The sequence below is a fragment of the Clostridium sp. K13 genome, from assembly GCF_019734195.1.
Taxonomy (GTDB): domain Bacteria; phylum Bacillota; class Clostridia; order Clostridiales; family Clostridiaceae; genus Clostridium.
In genome coordinates this window covers 18,404-37,869 of sequence record NZ_JAASHM010000031.1, presented here as the reverse complement: position 1 = coordinate 37,869, position 19,466 = coordinate 18,404, and the positions used below count along the sequence as shown (strand labels likewise).

The following is a 19,466-nucleotide window of genomic DNA, read 5'->3' as shown; positions in this document are numbered from 1 at the left end:
TTTGAATTTTAAATTTTATCCACAACTAATAATAGAAAAACCCTCTGTTTTTAAACAGGGGGTTTTTCAACAAACTGGAAAAAAGGTAGTAATTTTTTAAAATTACTACCTTTTTTTAAAACTTAATAAATAGTATTAATATATTTAGTTTTATCAACTTTAACATTTTTATGTTTTATAAAATAATCAATAATAACTTCAGGCATTTCAACTAATATTTCTCTTAGGCGAGGACATTCTTTATAAACATCATATCCCCCAACTCCAGTAGATCTATAGTTATTCATAACAAGAGAAAGTTTAGAATTTTTATCTAATTCTTCTCCTCTAAATTTTATAGATACTACTCTATCACCTGCAGGTCTATTTAAATCAAAAGTATAATCTATATTTGCAAAGTAATCATAGTTATAATGCTGTATTTTAGGCTTTAAGAATGCATCAGATATTGATATATTTCCATTATCGTTACTAAAATAGCTAGCACATCTTTCTAAAACAGTTTTTAGTTGAGATTTATTAATCTCAATTATTACTAATGTATTTGGAAACATATAAGTAGATACAACGTCTCTTACAGTAACATTTTTATCAAAGCCCTTTATTTCATTAGAAAAACAAGTACAAGATATATCAGCACCACTTTCATCAAGCTGAACTGTGTTTATAAAGTTAGCTAAATTGGATCCATTTAAAGCCATATCTAAATGAGTTGATGGATATAAATCTTCATCTAAAAAGCCGATAGGAGTATCAAGCCATTTTTGTACATCATTTTCTAGTGGTAGATATTTATTATAAATTTCGTTTTCAGGATTTAATTTAACTTTTTCAAGTGATGAAGTTATAGTTTTATTGTTATTATTATCTACTTTTAATTCAACTTTTACAAAACTAGATGCTCTTTGTGGTGTTTGAACAACATGAGTATTATTAATTATAGTATCTGCCAATGGCATATGCTGATGACCAGTAAGTAATATATCAAAATCAAATTCTTGACATAGCTTATAAGCTATATTTTCACTTGTAAACATAAGTTGTTCATGTGAGTTTAAATCATATTCAAAGCCACCATGATATACTCCTATTACAATGTCAGATGCTGATTTTACTTCGTCAAAATAATATTTTACAGCTTCAAAAGTATCAGTAATATTTATATTAGTGATATTTTCAGGTCTTTCCCAATGATTTATAAAATCAGTTGTTATGCCAATAACTCCAACTTTTAAACCATTTTCTAAGGTCTTTATAGAATAAGGTAAAATAGGAAGTTCACCAGTCTTATCAATAATATTGGCACAAAGGCATTTGGCATTTAGTGTACGAAGATATTTTCTTAAGTATAATAATCCGTAATTAAAATCATGGTTTCCTAAAGTTATAAAGTCATATCCGGCAGCGTTCATAATATCTGCAATAGGATGTACATTAAATTTTTGATTGCTTAAATAATAAGTAAGTGGAGAACCTTGAATAGTATCACCACCATCTATGATTAATGTATTACCATCCTTTTTGAAATCATTAATCATATTTATTAATCCTATATTTTTCATATCTTTATCTATGTAATTTGTTGGATATAAATATCCATGCATATCAGATGTAAAATAAATTTTTAAACTTTTCATATATACCTCTTTAAATTTATAATTTTATATTATTGTTAGCTATATCAATTAGATTATAACATAGCTTTAAATGATATTTGAGTATCAGCTGAATTAAGAAAGTATTCAGGGCAAATATTTACAATTATGTTCATGAATTTTATATGAATAATTATAGTAACTGATATTAGTGTTAAGCATATTATGAATTATACTATTTCTAATATAATAGGGAGGATATATGAAGAGGAAGGTATTAGCTATATTTTTAAGTATAGCCATAATAGTAACACTATTAATTCCTTCAACTTTAGTTAAAGCAGAACCGAACGAGGTACAGGAACAGGAAGAGGTTACTGATGAAACAATACAGAATGATGAAAATCAAATTATTCAAGAGCAAGGTACTGAGGGGCAAGTAGTTGGAGAGGAAGAAGAACAGCAACAAAATGAAGCTCAAGTTACACAAGAAGCAATAAATCCTAATAGCTATGATCCTATATTATATAAGATAATTCTTTATACATTACAAAAAACAACAGAAGATTCAATAACTATGAATGAGTTAGAAAGTATAAAAAAAATGGATGTTGAAGAGCTTCAAAAAGAACATAGTGATCTTGAAAACATAACAATAAGTTCATTTTCACTATTACAAAATGTTACTAGCTTAGAAGAATTAAATCTAAGTAATTCAGGATGGAATACGCTAAAAGATTTAAATTTAGGTGATAATTCATGGGATGGAATTGAAGCCTTATCAAAGTTACCAACATTAAATAAATTAAAAATAAATGGTTGCACATTTACTGCAGTTCAACCGGAAACAACAATTTCAAAAGATTTATTAAGTAAATTAAAGATAGTAAAAGATACAACAGAGAATGCACAAGATGGAGATAAGATTCTTGAGATTCAATTAGAAGATTTTACAATTACAGAAAATAATAAAACATTTACTATACCTAATATAAATGAAATGAAATCAATAGATCAATTAGATGATATAGATAAGTCAAATGCATTAAGTAGTGAAATAGTATCAAGCTACCAATGTTCTATTGATAATTATGAAGTTACATTTAGTAGTGATACTTTTGAAGAAAGTCAATTTCCTGTTGAAATAAAATTAAGTAGTAATAGAATTAAAGCAATTATAAAAATAAATATATTAGTTGATGAGTCATTATTAACACCTGAAAAGCAAGAAGAGGATGAAGAATTGCCTAAACCTGATGAGGGAAATAAAGATGAAACTCAAAATACAGCACCAGTAATAACTGCAAGTGATAAAACTATAAAGGTAGGAGAAGTGTTTAATCCATTGGCAGGTGTAACAGCAACAGATGCAGAAGATGGAGATATAACAGCAAAAATTGAAGTTGTTGAAAATATGGTAGATATAAATTCAATAGGGAAATATAGTGTAACTTTTGAGGTTGTTGATAGTGCAGGATTAAAGAGCAGTAAGAGTATAAATGTAAAAGTAGATAAAGCTGCAGTAGAAGTTAATAAGGCACCAAAAATAAGTGCAAGTAATAAAGTTATAAAATCAGAAAGTAAATTCAATCCTTATTCAGGGGTGACTGCAACTGATTATGAAGATGGAGATATTACAGATAAAGTTAAAGTTATATATAATAATTTAAATACAAATGTAACAGGTCTTTATAGAATTATTTATGAGGTTACTGATAGTGGTGGATATAAAGTAACCAAAACTATATATGTAAATGTAATTCCAAAATCTAATACAAGACCTATTATTTATGTTGATAATATTATTGTTCCATTAGGTAGTAGATATAACCCATATGCAATGGTAAGTGCTTATGATAATGAAGATGGAAATATAACAGGAAGCATAATTGTAGTATATAATCATGTAAATGTATATAAAGAAGGTACTTATAAGGTTGGATATAAAGTAACCGATAGTATGGGAATGTCTGCTTCTTGTGTAGTTAAAGTAACTGTAAAAAATTATTACGGAAAAGAAGATATAAATAAAAATCAAGATCCTATTATATATGCAAATGATATTTCAGTTGCTTTAAATGCTAAATTTGATCCATTAGAATGGGTAGCAGCAACAGATAAAGAGGATGGAGATATAACTAATAGAGTAATGGTAATAGTTAATGATGTTAATACTAGTGTAGAAGGAAATTACCATGTAACTTATGAAGTTATTGATAGCTCAGGAAACAAAGTAAATAAAGCTATGATGGTTTATGTTAAGAAAGAAGAAGTTGTAAAAGAGCAAAATGTAGAACCAGTAATTAATGCAGAAAATTTAACAATAGAAAAGGGTGTTTATTTTGATCCGTTAGATGGAGTAACGGCTTTAGATGAGGAGGATGGAAATTTAACCCATAAGATCACAGTCGAAGAAAATGAAGTTAATGTCAGTAAATCAGGAACTTATAAGGTTATTTATAAAGTAACTGATAGCATGGGGAAAACAGCATCTAAGAGTATAGTAGTTACAGTAGAAAGTAATCACAGTATAATAAACTATGAGATTTTTGCAAAAATAGGAGGAATATTAATAATAATACTTCTAATAGGTTCATTATCTGTAATGATTGTAACAAGAAAAAAACAATAAAATAATTAAAAAAAGAGAGATTTGCAATTTTTTTGTAAATCTCTCTTTTTGGTTATAAGAATATTTTAAATATATACAGAGAAAAATAGCAATAATAGAATTAGATTGCTATTTAGATAAGAGGTGTGGTGAATATGAGTACAATTAGAGAAATAAAAAGGAAAAAGTTAATAGAAGAAGTGAAAAGTTTAAGTCCTTTTGAATTAAAGGATAAATTAATAGAACTTGCATTAAAATCAGAAAGAAAGGGGACAAATGTATTATTAAATGCAGGTAGAGGAAATCCAAATTGGACAGCAGCAACACCGAGGCAAGCATTTTTTACATTAGGACAATTTGCAGTGGAAGAAACTAAACGAACTTGGTGTGATGTGGATTTAGCAGGCATGCCTCATAATACAGGGATTTATAATAGATTTAAAATATATTATGAAAAAAATCAAAATGCGCCTGGAATAGAGTTACTTAATAAAATAATAGAATATGGAATAGAAGTACATGATTTTGATAAGGATAATTGGGTTTTTGAGCTTGTAGATGGGATAATAGGTGATAATTATCCTTTGCCAGATAGAATGTTGATACATATTGAAAAAGTAGTAAGGGATTATTTAATTAAAGAAATGGGAGGAGATTTTAAGAAAGACAATCATAATATTTTTGCTGTAGAGGGAGGAACAGCAGCAATGTGTTATATATTTGATTCTCTTGAGGCTAACAGATTATTATGTCCAGGAGATAAAATAGCATTACTAGTTCCAATATTTACACCATATTTAGATATTCCTGAACTACCAAGATATAATTTTAAGGTTGTAAACATATATGCATCAGAAATTAATGAAGAAGGAAGGCATACTTGGCAATATCCTAAGGAAGAGTTAGATAAGCTGGCAGATAAAGATATAAAGTTGGCTTGTATAGTTAATCCAAGTAATCCACCATCAGTTTCTATCAATGAAGAGTCTATGGAGTATATAATAAAGATTGTAGAAGAGAAAAATCCTAACCTAATGATAGTAACAGATGACGTATATGGAACTTTTTGTGATAAATTTAAATCCTTTATGGTAACTATGCCATATAACACAATTGGTGTTTATTCTTACTCAAAGTATTTTGGAGTAACTGGATGGAGACTAGGAGTTATAGCACTTGCTGAAAATAATGTTTTTGATAAATTAATAAGTGAGTTAGATGAAGAATCTAAGGATATAGTTGATGAAAGATATTCAACTATGAGTACAGAGCCAGAAAAAATACCATTTATAGATAGATTAGTTGCTGATAGTAGGCAAGTTGCATTAAATCATACAGCAGGTCTTTCAACGCCTCAACAAGTACAAATGGCTATTTTTTCAGTATTTGCATTGTTAGATAAGGAAAATAAATATAAAGAACAAACTAAAAGTATATGCAAGAATCGTAAAGAGTTATTATATGAAAATTTAATTGGATTACCAATAAAAGAGGATCCATATAGTACACATTATTACAATGAGTATGATTTATTAGTTTGGGCTAGGATGAAATATGGAGAGGAATTTGTTGAATACTTAAAAAAAGAGCGTAGTGCTATTGAATTTTTATTTGAATTAGCAGAAAAGTATAGTATTGTTTTATTAAATGGAGAGGGGTTTAAGGGTCCTTCATGGTCAATTAGAGTATCTTTAGCAAATTTAACTGATGAACAATATGTAACTATAGGAAAAGGAATAAATGAGTTATTTGATGAGTATGCAGAAGAATGGAAATCTTTTAAATGGTAGAGCATTTAAATTGGAGGGATTATTCTAGTTTTGTAAAAAATATTTAAATATAACTTGAATAATATTCTAATTTAGTATTTAATTAAATAGATATAAAAAGAGAATAGTGAAAAATTTAGGTTTTTAAAATTAAGTTTTAAAATTAAGTTTTAAAATTAAAAGGGAAAGTGGTTAAATGCCACTGCAGCCCCCGCTACTGTAATAACGGACAAATCTCAAATAATCCACTGATTTTTAAATTGGGAAGGATGAGAGGAGGATGAAGTTTAAGCCAGGAGACCTGCCTATATTTTAATCTATACTTCGGTGGGAAGGTAAGGATGATATGATAAAGACTAGTAAATACAATTTTAAAAATAGTATTTATATAGCTTTTATTTGTGTTGTCTAAGCACCCTATGAAGGGTGCTTTTTTTATTATATAAATAATTTGATTGGAGAATAAGTTAATGAAAAAAGCAATACTAGTAGTTAGTTTTGGTACAAGCTATATAGATACTTTAAAAGTAACAATTGAAAAGGCTGAGAATCAAATAAGAGATTATTTTAATGACTATGATACTTATAGAGCATTTACATCTCATAAGATAATAAAGAAGTTAAAAGAAAAATATGAAATGTTCATTGATACTCCTGAAGAAATGTTGGAAAAGCTATATGAACAGGGATATGATGAAGTAATTATGCAACCTTTGCATATAATACCAGGAGAAGAATTTATATATATAAATAAAATAGGAGAATTATATAAAGATAAATTTAAATCTCTAAAGATAGGAAGACCAATTTTTTATTATCAAGGAATAGAGGAATTACCTCAAGATTATTCATTATTTATTGAAGCTACAAAAAAGTTATATGAAGAAAATAATGCTGTAGTATATGTAGGACATGGAACAGCACATTCAGCGAATTCAGTATATGGGTGTCTTCAAGCAATATTTGAGGATGAAGGATACGAAAATGTATTTGTAGGAACTGTCGAAGGATATCCTAATTTTGAAACCGTGCTTAAAAGATTAAAAAGAAAAAGTGTAAATGAAGTAACGCTAGCCCCATTAATGGTAGTTGCAGGGGATCATGCTAGAAATGATATGGCTTCTGATGAAGAAGATTCCTGGAAATCAATGTTAGAGGAAGAAGGAATTAAAGTAAATATACATATGAAGGGTCTTGGGGAAAACGAAAAATTTAATGAGTTATATATAAATAGAATTGAAGACCTTATAAATAATAGATATATAGGTGCTGGAGAAACTAAAAAAGGACATAGAGTTAAGGTAAATAATTAATAGTGATAGACTCTATAAAAAGAAAGTATTAATTAAAATATAAGCTAAAAATTGAGGAGACAGAATATATGAAGACAATGATAATTTCATCTAATTGCAGTGGGGGAGGAAAAACTACTTTTACTCTTGGATTGATGAAAGCATTAAAAAATAGAAATTATGATGTACAAGGATATAAAGTAGGCCCAGACTACATTGATACTGGATTTCATACTGAAATAACAGGAAAAGTATCAAGAAATTTAGATTTACACATAATGGGGGAAGAGGGTGTTAAGGCTAGCTTCTCTAGAGGTAAAGGTGATTTAGCGGTAGTTGAAGGTGTTATGGGATTATATGATGGGAAAGGCTTAGATGAGGAATGTTCTACCTATAGTGTTTCTAAGGTTTTAGATGATTCACCTATTATATTAGTTATAACACCAAAGGCACAAAGTGTGACTTTATGTGCAGAAATTAATGGAATTAAAAACTTTAGAAATGCTAATATCGTTGGAGTTGTATTAAATTGTGTAAGTGAAAGTTTTTATAGTTTATTAAAGCCAGCTATAGAAATGCATTGTGGGCTAAAAGTATTTGGTTATGTACCTAAAGATGATGAGCTTAAATTAGAAAGTAGACATTTAGGGTTAGTTCAAAGTGTTGAGGTTGAAGGCTTAAATAAAAAGATAAATTACTTAGCAGAGCTTATAGAAAAATATATAAATTTAGATGAAATTATAGAAAGCTTTAAGGACGTAAAGAAATTTGAAGATAATTATCATTTAAATAGACTTAATAAAAAAATTGCAATAGCTTATGATGAGGCATTTAGATTTTATTATAAAGAAAATTTAGAGTTATTAGAAGAAGTAGGAGAAGTTGTTTATTTTAGTCCAATTAGAGATAAAAAGCTACCTGAAAATATTGATTTCTTATACTTGGGAGGGGGATATCCGGAAGTATTTAAGGATCAATTAAGTAAAAATACAGATATGTTAAGAAGTATAAAGGAAGCCCTTGATAAGGGATTAAATTGCTATGCCGAATGTGGAGGTTTAATGTACTTAACTGAAAATATAGATAGTGTTAATATGGTAGGTTTCTTCAAGGGAAATAGTGAAATGACTAAAAGGTTAAATAGATTTGGATATGCAACGTTAGACTTTAATAATATAAAAATTAATTGTCATGAATTCCATAAATCAAAGGTTAATTCTAATGAAAGTACAGTATATGATATTACTAAAACAACATATGCTGGTGATAAAGTTAGTTGGAAGTGTGGATATAAAAAGAAAAATACTTTAGCTGGTTATCCGCATGTACATTTCTTTGGAAACATTGAGTTTATTAAGGAATTATTGAAGTAATATAAAGCTTATTTAAAGGCGAAATAAGGAGAATATAATATGGACTATATTAAAAATCCAATGGAAATAGAAAATACTAGTATGAAGATTATAGAAAGTGAAATGGGAGAGCATAATTTTAGTAAAGAAGAGCTTTCTATAATAAAGAGAACTATTCATACTACAGCAGATTTTGAATATAAAGATTTAGTAGAAATAAGTAAAGATGCTATAGAAGCCTCAAAAGAAGTTTTTAAAAGGTCTTTTACAATTTATACAGATACTAATATGGCTTTATCAGGAATAAATAAGATGGCTTTATCAAAATTAAATGGAAAAGCTATTTGTTATGTAAATTTAGATGAAGTACATAAAGAAGCAAAAGAAAAAGGTATAACTCGTTCTATGGCGGCTGTGGAGAAGGCATGCAATGATGATGTTGATATTTTTGTATTTGGAAATGCTCCTACAGCATTATTTAAATTAAAAGAATTAATAAAATGTAAAAAAGCAAACCCTAAGCTTATTATAGCTGTACCAGTAGGATTTGTTGGAGCTGCTGAAAGTAAAGAGAACTTAGATGAACTTAATGTTCCGTATATAAGAGTTAAGGGAAGAAAAGGCGGAAGCACTGTGGCAGCTTCTATAGTAAATGCACTTATGTATAATGTGGTTGAAAGATAAGATTTATTAAAATATAAGAAATTAGGAGGTGAGTTTATTAGAATGTTAGACCTTTATGTTATGAGTGATGGAAAAAAACTTAGATGTGGTTATACCACTGGATCTTGTGCAACTGCAGCAGCAAAAGCAGCAACAATTATGCTTTTTAATGATGTTAAATTACAAGATGTAGAAATAATGACACCTAAGGGAGTAAAAATAACAATACCTATAAATTCAGTAGAGAAATGTAAAGATTATTGTATAGTCTCCGTAATAAAAGATGGAGGAGATGACCCTGATATAACAGATGGAATAGAGATATACGCTAAAGTGGAAATTATAAAAGGTAAGAATAAAGAAGCAGATTTCTTATTAGTAGGGGGAGAGGGTATTGGAGTTGTAACAAAGGATGGATTATTTATAGAAAAAGGACTTCATGCTATAAATCCAACTCCAAGAAGAACTATAGAACAAGCGGTAAAGGAGAACCTACCGTTTAGGTATATGGAAAAGGCACAAATTAAGAAGAAATGCCCTATAAAGGTAACAATAAGTGCGCCTCAGGGGAGAGAAATAGCTGAAAGAACATTTAATCCTAGACTTGGAATTGTTGGTGGGATTTCTATTCTTGGAACATCAGGGATAGTTAAACCAATGTCAGAAGAGGCATTAAAGGAATCTATAAGAATAGAGATAAGACAAAAGGGAAAAGGAAAAGAACGATTAGTACTTACCTTTGGAAATATAGGTGAAAAATGTGCTAAGGATCAAGGGTTTAATGAAGATGAAATAGTTATTATATCAAACTTTGTTGGTTTTGCATTAGAATGTTGCTTAGAAATAAAGATAAAGGAAGTTATTCTTGTTGGACATATAGGGAAAGTAAGTAAAGTAGCTTATGGATGCTTTAACACCCATAGTAGAGTAAATGATGTAAGACTTGAAGTTATAGCTTTAGAGCTTGCACTTTTAGGGTATGATACAAATCTTATAAAAACTATTTTACAGCAGAAAACAAGTGAAGGAGCTGTGAAATTTTTAGGGAAAGGCTATGAAGAGCTTTATAAAAATATAGGGAATAAAATTATTGAAAGATTGAATATTTATACTTATGGGCAAATGAAATGTAATGTAATAATGTATTACGGTTTTTCAGACTATAACATTTTATATAATTCATTAGAGGGAGAAAAGTGAAATATATATATAGTAAAAAATAAGAAGTAAGCGAAAATTTTATTTAATATATAAAGGAGCATAATATGGTTTATATTGTTGGGATAGGCCCTGGAAGTAAAGATTATATATTACCTAAAGCAATAGAAATATTAAAAAAAAGTAATGAGATTATTGGATTTAATAGAGTAATTAATGATTTGAATTTTATTAACACTAAAAAAACAATAATGAATTCATTAAAGGAAATAATAGAGTATATAGAAGCAAATGGACAAGATAATGTTATTTCATTAGTTGCATCTGGAGATCCTACTTTTTTTGGAATAAGTGAATATATAAGAAAAAACTATCAGGGGAATATAGAAGTGGTACCAGGATTAAGTTCCTTTCAATATTTAACATCGAAGTTAAACAAAAGTTGGAGTTATGCATTTACTGGAAGTATACATGGTAGAAAGGAAGAATTTATAGCTAAAGTTAAGGAAAATAAATTATCTATATGGCTTACAGATAATAAAAATAATTGCACATTTTTATGCAATTTATTAAATGAGAATAATATTGAATGTAATGTAATTATAGGCGAGTATTTATCATATGAAAATGAAAGAATACTACAGGGTAAACCAAAAGAATTTTTATGTGAAAAAGTTAGTAATATGGCAATATTAATTGTTGAGAAAGAGGGTTAGTAAAAGTTTATGATTTTAATTAAGGATAGTGAATTCATAAGAGGAAATTGTCCAATGACTAAGGAAGATATTAGGGCTTTAAGTATATGGAAGATGAATTTGAAGGAAGGTGCTATAGTTCTTGATATTGGTTCTGGAACAGGAACAATAACGGTACAAGCATCTAAGATTGCAAGAAAAGGGATTATATATGCTATTGAAAAGGATAATGAAGCAATAATTACAACTAAGAATAACTTAGAAAAATTTAAATGTAACAATGTTGTTTTAGATGAAGGTGAAGCTCTAGATATATTAAAGACCTATAAGGATGAAAATAAAAGATTTGATTCAATATTTATTGGTGGATCAGGTGGGAATTTAGAAGAAATAATTTCAATTTCTAATGATTTACTACAAAGTGAAGGCACTATAGTTATGAATTTTATAACCTTAGATAATGCGTATAAAGCAATTGAAACAATTAAAAAACTAAATTATCAAGTAGATATTTCACAAGTAAATATAAGTAAAAATAGGGGAGAAAGCTATATGATGATAGCCAATAATCCCATATATATAGTGCAAGGCATAAGGAGTGTAAAATAATATGAAAGCAACGTTATATGGAATAGGGGTAGGACCTGGAGATAAAGAATTATTAACTGTAAAGGCAGTAAGAGCAATAGAAAACAGTGATGTTGTAATTGCACCAAGTGCCTTAGAGGATGGAGATAGCATTGCATTAGAAACAGCAAAAGAATATATAAAAGAAGGAACAGAAGTAGTTATAAAACATTTTCCTATGGGAAAAAAGAATAGGGTTGAAAAAGCAAAAGAAGCTTATGAGTTTATAGAAGAAAAATTAAATGAAGGTAAAAATGTATCTTTCCTTACAATTGGAGATCCATATGTTTATAGTACTTATATCCATATGTTAAAGCATATGGAGGAGAAGGGATTTCATGTTGAAACAGTACCAGGAATAACTTCATTTTGTGCAGCAGCGAGTTTAGTGGATAGAACTTTAGTTGTTGGAGATAATCCTTTAATGATATTACCTGCAACTAGAGTAAAGGATATTAAAGATGAAAAATATGTTGTAATAATGAAGGTTTATAAACATGAAGAAACAGTAGTGGATTTACTAGAGGAAAAAGGCTTTGATTATGTTTATGTAAGTAGGGCAGGAAGAGAAGGACAACTTATATTAACCGATAAAGATGAGATTAAAAGTTCAAGAGATTATATGTCATTAATATTAGCGAGTAGGGAGTAGAATTATGGTTTATTTTATAGGGGCAGGGCCTGGAGATGTAGATTTAATAACTGTTAAGGGAAGAGATATATTAGCTAAGGCTGATGTAGTTATATATGCAGGTTCTTTAGTTGCAAAAGAGCATATGGATTATTGTAAAGAAGGGGCACTAATATATAATTCAGCAAAGATGACTTTAGAGGAAGTTATTGAAGTAATGAATGATAATAAAGATAAGGTAATAGTAAGACTTCATACTGGAGATCCGGCAATATATGGTGCCATAAAAGAGCAAATGGATGAACTTGAAAAGCTTAATATTAAATATGAGGTAGTTCCAGGAGTAAGCTCATTTACTGCAGCAGCAGCAGCCATAAAGAAGGAGCTAACACTTCCAAGAGTAACTCAAACAATAATTTTAACTAGAATTGAAGGAAGAACTCCAGTACCAGAAAGTGAAGATTTAGAGAAGCTTGCACAAGTTGGAGCAACAATGTGTATTTTCTTATCTATATCTATGATTGATAAAGTTTTAGAAAAGTTAAGAAGAGGTTATAGAAGAAATGTTCCTATAGCTATTGTTGAAAGAGCTACTTGGGATAATGAAAGAAGTATAATTGGAACTTTAGATGATATTGTAGATAAGGTTAAAGAAGCTAATATCACTAAATGTGCTCAAATATTAGTTGGTGATTTTATAGATTGTGATTATGATAAAAGTCTTTTATATGATAAGACCTTTACACATATGTTTAGAGAGGCCAAAGAGTAATTATGATTTGTATTATAAGTGTTATTGAAAAGGGAGATATTTTAGGAGAAAAAATAAAAGATATACTTGGTGGAGATTTAATTTTAAAGTCTAAAGTTAAGGATTTTAAGTTAAATAATATAACAAAAGAATGCTTTGAGAAATATGATTCAATAATATTTATAAGTTCAACTGGGATTGCAGTTAGAGCTATATCTAAATATTTAGTAAGCAAAGATAAAGATCCGGCGGTGGTTGTTGTTGATGTATGTAATAAATTTTCAATTAGCTTAGTTTCAGGGCATTTAGGGGGAGCAAACAAACTAACTTTAATGGTTTCTGAAGTATTAGGAAATACTCCTGTAATAACTACGGCAACAGATAATATGGATATTTTAGCACCAGATATAATTGCAATGAATAATAATCTTATTATAGATGATTTAAAAATAGCTAAGATTATTGCAGGGAGACTTGTTAATAGGGAAGATGTTTATTTTAAGGATGATAAATCCATAATTAAATGTCCTAATGGATACATAGAAACAGATGAGATACATGGAAATGCTATTTGGATTACACATAAAAAATTAAGAGAGCAAAAGATTAAGGAAAGTAAAGTAATAAGTTATTTAAGTGAATACGAAACTAGAACAGTACTTAAATTAATTAGAAAAGATATTATTTTAGGAATTGGCTGTAAAAGAAATACAGGTAGTGAAAAATTGTTTAATTTTGTAAGCGATATTTTAGCGCAAGAAAATATTGATATAAGAGCTGTTGAGAAAATTGCTTCTATTAATATAAAAAGTGATGAAAAAGCAATTTTAGATTTAGCAGTAAATCTAAAATGTGATCTTACATTTTTTTCGAGCCAAGAAATAGCTAAAGTTGAACATAAATATGAGGGTAGTGAATTTGTAAAAAAATCAATTGGAGTTTCTGCTGTAAGTGAACCTGTTATTGAGTTATCTGGTGGAAATATAATTGTTAAGAAAATAAAAAGAGATGGAATGACATTAGCTATTGGTGAGCTAAGTTAAGGAGAGTAAAATGGGAAAATTATATGTTATAGGAATAGGGCCAGGTGGTTTAGAGCATATGACTTTAAGGGCTAAGGAAGCTATAGAAGAAAGTAATATCATTGTTGGATATAACAAATATATTGATATGATAAATCCACTTGTAGAAGATAAGGAGCTGTTTTCTACAGGGATGAGGGGTGAAGAATCAAGATGCAGAAAAGCTTTAGAATTATCTAAAGAAAATAATATTGTGGCATTAATAAGTACTGGAGATTCAGGTATTTATGGAATGGCAGGGCTTATTCTTCAAATGAAAGAAAATGAAAATGTTGAAATAATTCCTGGAGTTACTGCATCAAGTGCAGCCGGTTCAGTGGTTGGAGCACCATTAATGCATGATAATTGTAATATAAGTTTAAGTGATTTAATGACTCCATATAATTTAATAAAGAAAAGAGTAAGAAATGCAGCAGATGCTGATATGATTATTTCTTTATATAATCCAAGAAGTAAAGGAAGACCACATTATTTAAGAGAGGCAATTGAAATAATTAAAGAGTATAGAAAATTAAGCACTCCAGTTGCAGTGGTAAGACATGCCTTAAGAGATGGGCAAGAGTATAAACTATTTACTTTAGAAAATTTTGATGAAGAGGTTGTAGATATGTTTTCTATAGTTATTATAGGAAATTCTCAAAGCTTTATTAAAGAAGGAAAGTTTATTACGCCAAGAGGATATAATGTCTAGTTAGTAGTAAAGAGGTAAATTATGAATTTAAATATTAAGATAGGTGTGATTTTATGATTGGCTTTGTACTTGGTACAGGTGAGGGAAGAGATATATTATCACATGTAAATAAATATACCGATGAAATAGTAGTTTCTACAGCTACTGAATATGGATATGAGATCTATAAGGAATTTAAGGCAAAACATTTTAATTATAAGCCTTTAAATGAAGATGAATTTAAAGATTTAATAATAAAGTTTGGAATTAATGTTTTTGTAGATGCTTCTCATCCTTATGCTAGTGAGGTAAGTAAAACATTAATTAAGGTTTGTAATGATTTAAATGTTGAATATATAAGATATGAAAGAAAAAGTTATTTTAATAATTTAAAAGATAATAAAAATGTTATTTTTATAGATAAGTATGAGTATTTAGAAGAAGTATTTAAGAATATAGATGGGAATATTTTAAATACAACTGGAAGTAATAATGCTTTAAAGATAGAAGGTTTAAAAAGTGAGAGTAATAGAATTATTCATAGAATATTACCATCGCCAAAGGTAATAAGTAGACTTTTAGATAATGGTATATCAATGGATAATATAATTGCAATTAAAGGGCCATTTGGTTTTGAAATTAACAATGGGATTATTAAAGAATATAAAATAAAAGCATTAATCACAAAAGATAGTGGAGAAGAGGGGGGAATGAAGGAAAAAGTTGATAGTGCATTATTAAATAAAGTAAAAATAATAGTGCTAAAAAGACCAGAAATAAATTACGGAAGAAAATTTAATAATATAAGAGAAATGCTTAATTTTATAATTTTAAATAATATATAGACTAAGGACAACAGGTTACACATAGGGTGTCCAAAATTAATTTTATTAAGAGTAAAACTTATTTGTAGGGGGAATTAGGAGTGAAAAAATTTTTATACATAGTGTTTATTTTAGCACTATCATTTTCAATACCAAGTAATGCATATGCAATGCATATAGCAGAAGGGTATTTACCATTAAGCTGGGTAGTTTTTTATTTTATACTTTCAGCACCGTTTATTATATTAAGTATAAGAGAATTAAGAAAGATTATTAAAAAGAATCATGACATAAAAATGTTATTAGCACTTATGGCTGCATATGTATTTATGATGTCAGCATTAAAATTACCATCAGTAACTGGAAGTTCATCTCATCCAACAGGAACAGGACTTGGAGCAATTGTTTTTGGTCCAGTTATAATGACTATAATATCAGTAGTAGTTTTATTATTCCAGGCTTTATTATTAGCTCATGGAGGACTTACTACATTAGGTGCAAATACATTATCAATGGGGATAGTAGGTCCATTTGTTGCATATTTTATATATAAATTATTAAAGAAAAAGAATGTATCAGTTGCAATTTTTGCAGGATGTGCTTTAGGAAATTTAGCAACTTATATAGTTACGTCAATACAGTTAGCTTTAGCTTATCCATCAAGTGTAGGAGGAGTATTAGCATCTGCAGTAAAATTTATGGGTGTATTTGCAATAACTCAAATTCCACTTGCAATAGTAGAGGGAATAATTTCAGTTGTTATATATGACTTTATTAAGAAACATTGCAGTGAAGAATTAGTACAATTAGAAGGAGGGTTATTATAATGAAAAAAACTATAATTTTACTTTGCATTGCAGCTTTATTAATTATTGTTCCATTTATAATAAATGCAAATGGAGAATATGAAGGTGCAGATGCTCAAGCTGAAGGAATAATTAATGAAATAAATAGTGAATATGAGCCATGGGCAAATAGCTTATGGGAACCACCATCAGGAGAGGTAGAAAGTTTTATTTTTGCAGCTCAAGCAGCATTAGGTGCAGGTTTTATTGGATATTTTGTGGGAAACAAGCGTAATGATAAGAGAAATAAGTCTGTACAGCATTAATAGCAGACTTACAGACATTCATCCATTAGAAAAGCTAAGTTTAACTATAATATCATTAATTGGAGCAAGCTATATTAATAATAACTATATTTTAGGTATTAATATATTATTTTTTATTATATTAAATATCTTAAGTAAGAATCCAAAGAGTATAATTAATAAATTTATATGTATAGCATTATTTTTTGGAACTTTTACAGCCTTATCATTATGGTGGCAAGGATATGACTTTATTTATATATTAACTTTGTTATTAAGAGGTATAAATGGAGCATTAAGTATAGGATTTTTAACTTTAACAACACCAATTAATCATATTGTATATTTAATGAGTAAAAATAAATGGACAAGAGATATTGGTGATATTATGAAGTCTATGGAGAGATTTATAATAATTATTGAGGAAGATTTTTCTACTACATTTAAGGCTATAAAATCTAGAGCTGGATTTTGTGGTTGTAAAAATAGTATAAGGGATTTTGGAAGAGCTTGTGGATTAGTTTTTAAGTCATTGATTTTTAGATGGAGAGAAATAAATCTTTCGTTAAAAAATAGATGTTATATTGGAAGGCATAATTATTATTATCAATTTGAATCAAGTAGATATAGAGTTGCTTTTATAATAGGTTATTTTATTTTAATGAATTTATGTTGTTTTATTTAAAACTAGGTTCAATATATAAGAAAGAATATGAAAAGAGGGGCATGGAGATATGCTCCTCTAATTTTATAATTAACTCCTTAATATATAGTAAATTGAAAAAAATATTTTTATGCATTAAATTATTAGTATATAATATGGGATATATACAAAGAGGGGATGAATAGGTTTGAAGTATGCATATAACTTAGCTTTTAAAATGGCTATATCAGCAACTATAGCTTTAATTATAGGAAATTTTTTAGGATTACAGTATGCAACAGTAGGGGCAGTAATTGCAATTTTAAGTATACAAGATACTAGAAAAAAGGCATTAGTAGTTAGTTATAGAAGAATAGTAGCCTGTACTATTGGAATTTTATTATCTGTAATTTTATATGAATTAATAGGAAATAGTTCTATAGCATTTGGAATATTTTTATTAATTTTAATACCAACAACATCAAAGTTGAAAATACAAGAAGGAATGGTTCCTGCAGTAGTACTTTCAACACATATTTTAATAGCAAAAACAATAACTATATCTTTAGTAATTAATGAATTATTATTGATGTTAATTGGTATAGGGGTTGCGGCTATAGCCAATGCATTTATGCCATCACTTGAAGATAAATTTAGAAAAGATATAGAATGGATAGAGGAACATTATAGAATAATTATTAGTAAAATGTCAAAATCATTAGTAACATATACTGTTGATATTGATGAGCAAAAAATAATAGATGAAGTAGAAAAAAGATTATATGAAAGCAAAGAAACGGCTTATAAAATAGTAAATAATAATTTCTTTAGAAGTTCATCTTATTATACTGATTACATAAATATGAGAATAAATCAATTTGATACAATAAATAGAATGAGACTACATTTTCAAAGATTTAATATACCAGTTGAACAAATGAATGTTATGGCAGATTTTACATTATGTGTTGCTGAAAATATAAGAGAGGTTAATGATTGTAAAGAATTATTACAGGAATTAGAGAGTTTAAGAAATGAATTTAAAAAGATGGAACTACCAAAGTCAAGAGAGGAGTTTGAAAGTAGAGCACAATTACTTCAGTTTTTAAACGATATGGAAGAGTTTTTATTAATAAAAAGAAATTTCTTTATAAGTAGTAAAAATCATTAAAGTTTAAGCAGTAAATAGATTAAAAGTTATGTAACCTATTTACTGCTTTTAATTTTTTTAATCAAGTTTTAATGAATTACTATAGTTTACTGTGGAGTATCCAGCGGCAGATGTACCTTCAAGACCAGTATATAATTCGCTTCCAAAATAAACAGCAACCTTATCTACACCATAATTATATCCATAAGTATTTACTATTGCAGCTACAACTCCATTAGCTACTTCTGTAGAAAGATCCATATCTTTAATAAAGTTTTCATTAAATACAACAGTTAAAATATTACTATCATAATTTAATGTAGCGGAAGTTACTCCATAATCTTTAGATAACACAAAAAAGTTAGAATTATCCTTAGGTGCTGAATATAACTCTTCTGTTAATGCAGTAACGAAGGCATTATCAGTAACAGCAACACTTGTATCAACACAATAAGTTTTAAGGTCTACCTTGTTAAAGTAAAAAACTCTACAGTCTCTATTTACTGTATTACTAGTTGATGAAATTGCAGATTTATCAGGAGTAATATTAGAACTAGAAGTAGAACTATCATTTTCTACAAATGAATTATTATTTGTTAAAACTGCATCATCAGAAGGTATATTATCAGAAGTAGTATTTTCATCTTCATCAGTAGTCTTAGTATTTGTTATGTCATCTTTATTTTCAGTAGTTGGTTCTTTAGTATTTGTTTCTTTAGTGCTAGATGTTTTATCTCCTGTAATTGCACTTTTTAAACCGCATGATGTTAGAGAAAAACATAAAATAATAGTACAACTTAGAATTAATAATTTTCTTTTCATAATTTCACCTCAAAAAAATTCTTACTATAAAAATATTACCA

The 19,466-nt window shown here is 28.1% G+C and carries 19 protein-coding genes and 1 riboswitch; of the genes, 17 read left to right on the top strand and 2 right to left on the bottom strand.

Translation table 11 applies throughout. The features are described 5' to 3' along the window. Window positions 1–122: 122 nt before the first annotated feature. On the bottom strand, window positions 123–1,637 hold the full coding sequence (locus HCG76_RS14645; RefSeq protein WP_221701054.1) for a bifunctional metallophosphatase/5'-nucleotidase: 1,515 nt from the start codon (window positions 1,635–1,637) through the stop codon (window positions 123–125). 220 nt (window positions 1,638–1,857) lie between these two features. Between HCG76_RS14645 and HCG76_RS14640 the strand changes: the two genes are divergently transcribed. From HCG76_RS14640 to HCG76_RS14560, 17 genes are all read left to right on the top strand, one after another. Beyond that, entirely contained in the window at window positions 1,858–4,227 is a 2,370-nt protein-coding gene (locus HCG76_RS14640; RefSeq protein WP_221701055.1) for an immunoglobulin-like domain-containing protein, read from the top strand. Between the two features lie 134 nt (window positions 4,228–4,361). Then, complete coding sequence (aspD, locus tag HCG76_RS14635; protein WP_221701056.1) at window positions 4,362–5,996, top strand: aspartate 4-decarboxylase; 1,635 nt, start codon at window positions 4,362–4,364, stop codon at window positions 5,994–5,996. 100 nt (window positions 5,997–6,096) lie between these two features. Next, a riboswitch (cobalamin riboswitch) is annotated at window positions 6,097–6,298 on the top strand. A gap of 147 nt (window positions 6,299–6,445) precedes the next feature. Next, complete coding sequence (locus tag HCG76_RS14630; protein ID WP_221701057.1) at window positions 6,446–7,288, top strand: sirohydrochlorin cobaltochelatase; 843 nt, start codon at window positions 6,446–6,448, stop codon at window positions 7,286–7,288. Between the two features lie 68 nt (window positions 7,289–7,356). Further along, window positions 7,357–8,640, top strand: a complete 1,284-nt coding sequence (locus tag HCG76_RS14625) for a cobyrinate a,c-diamide synthase (protein ID WP_221701058.1) — start codon at window positions 7,357–7,359, stop codon at window positions 8,638–8,640. Between the two features lie 39 nt (window positions 8,641–8,679). Beyond that, a complete protein-coding gene (locus HCG76_RS14620) occupies window positions 8,680–9,303 on the top strand; it encodes a precorrin-8X methylmutase (RefSeq protein WP_221701059.1) in 624 nt (207 codons plus the stop codon). Between the two features lie 42 nt (window positions 9,304–9,345). Next, a complete protein-coding gene (gene cbiD / locus HCG76_RS14615; RefSeq protein WP_221701060.1) occupies window positions 9,346–10,482 on the top strand; it encodes a cobalt-precorrin-5B (C(1))-methyltransferase CbiD in 1,137 nt (378 codons plus the stop codon). 65 nt (window positions 10,483–10,547) lie between these two features. Further along, complete coding sequence (cbiE, locus tag HCG76_RS14610; RefSeq protein WP_221701061.1) at window positions 10,548–11,156, top strand: precorrin-6y C5,15-methyltransferase (decarboxylating) subunit CbiE; 609 nt, start codon at window positions 10,548–10,550, stop codon at window positions 11,154–11,156. A gap of 9 nt (window positions 11,157–11,165) precedes the next feature. Then, entirely contained in the window at window positions 11,166–11,744 is a 579-nt protein-coding gene (gene cbiT / locus HCG76_RS14605) for a precorrin-6Y C5,15-methyltransferase (decarboxylating) subunit CbiT (protein WP_221701062.1), read from the top strand. Window position 11,745: 1 nt separating this feature from the next. Continuing rightward, window positions 11,746–12,414 (top strand): cobalt-factor II C(20)-methyltransferase, encoded by a 669-nt coding sequence (locus HCG76_RS14600; protein ID WP_221701063.1) that lies wholly within the window; start codon window positions 11,746–11,748, stop codon window positions 12,412–12,414. Between the two features lie 4 nt (window positions 12,415–12,418). Continuing rightward, window positions 12,419–13,165: a precorrin-4 C(11)-methyltransferase gene (cobM, locus tag HCG76_RS14595; RefSeq protein ID WP_221701064.1), complete on the top strand. Its 747-nt coding sequence runs from the start codon at window positions 12,419–12,421 to the stop codon at window positions 13,163–13,165. Between the two features lie 2 nt (window positions 13,166–13,167). Then, window positions 13,168–14,187: a cobalt-precorrin 5A hydrolase gene (cbiG, locus tag HCG76_RS14590; protein WP_221701065.1), complete on the top strand. Its 1,020-nt coding sequence runs from the start codon at window positions 13,168–13,170 to the stop codon at window positions 14,185–14,187. A gap of 10 nt (window positions 14,188–14,197) precedes the next feature. Then, the gene (gene cobJ / locus HCG76_RS14585) at window positions 14,198–14,917 is read left to right on the top strand and encodes a precorrin-3B C(17)-methyltransferase (protein WP_221701066.1); all 720 of its coding nucleotides are present in this window, start codon (window positions 14,198–14,200) and stop codon (window positions 14,915–14,917) included. Between the two features lie 53 nt (window positions 14,918–14,970). Then, on the top strand, window positions 14,971–15,741 hold the full coding sequence (locus HCG76_RS14580; protein WP_221701067.1) for a cobalt-precorrin-6A reductase: 771 nt from the start codon (window positions 14,971–14,973) through the stop codon (window positions 15,739–15,741). 80 nt (window positions 15,742–15,821) lie between these two features. Then, a complete protein-coding gene (locus HCG76_RS14575; protein ID WP_370778619.1) occupies window positions 15,822–16,547 on the top strand; it encodes an energy-coupling factor ABC transporter permease in 726 nt (241 codons plus the stop codon). Beyond that, complete coding sequence (locus HCG76_RS14570; protein ID WP_221701068.1) at window positions 16,547–16,831, top strand: energy-coupling factor ABC transporter substrate-binding protein; 285 nt, start codon at window positions 16,547–16,549, stop codon at window positions 16,829–16,831. The genes HCG76_RS14575 and HCG76_RS14570 overlap by 1 nt, the downstream gene beginning before the upstream one ends. Then, window positions 16,800–17,495 (top strand): CbiQ family ECF transporter T component, encoded by a 696-nt coding sequence (locus HCG76_RS14565; protein WP_221701069.1) that lies wholly within the window; start codon window positions 16,800–16,802, stop codon window positions 17,493–17,495. The genes HCG76_RS14570 and HCG76_RS14565 overlap by 32 nt, the downstream gene beginning before the upstream one ends. A 166-nt stretch (window positions 17,496–17,661) precedes the next feature. Then, window positions 17,662–18,624: an aromatic acid exporter family protein gene (locus HCG76_RS14560; RefSeq protein ID WP_260458156.1), complete on the top strand. Its 963-nt coding sequence runs from the start codon at window positions 17,662–17,664 to the stop codon at window positions 18,622–18,624. 57 nt (window positions 18,625–18,681) lie between these two features. Here HCG76_RS14560 and HCG76_RS14555 read toward each other — a convergent pair whose 3' ends face one another. Then, window positions 18,682–19,425, bottom strand: a complete 744-nt coding sequence (locus tag HCG76_RS14555) for a GerMN domain-containing protein (RefSeq protein ID WP_221701070.1) — start codon at window positions 19,423–19,425, stop codon at window positions 18,682–18,684. Window positions 19,426–19,466: the final 41 nt, after the last annotated feature.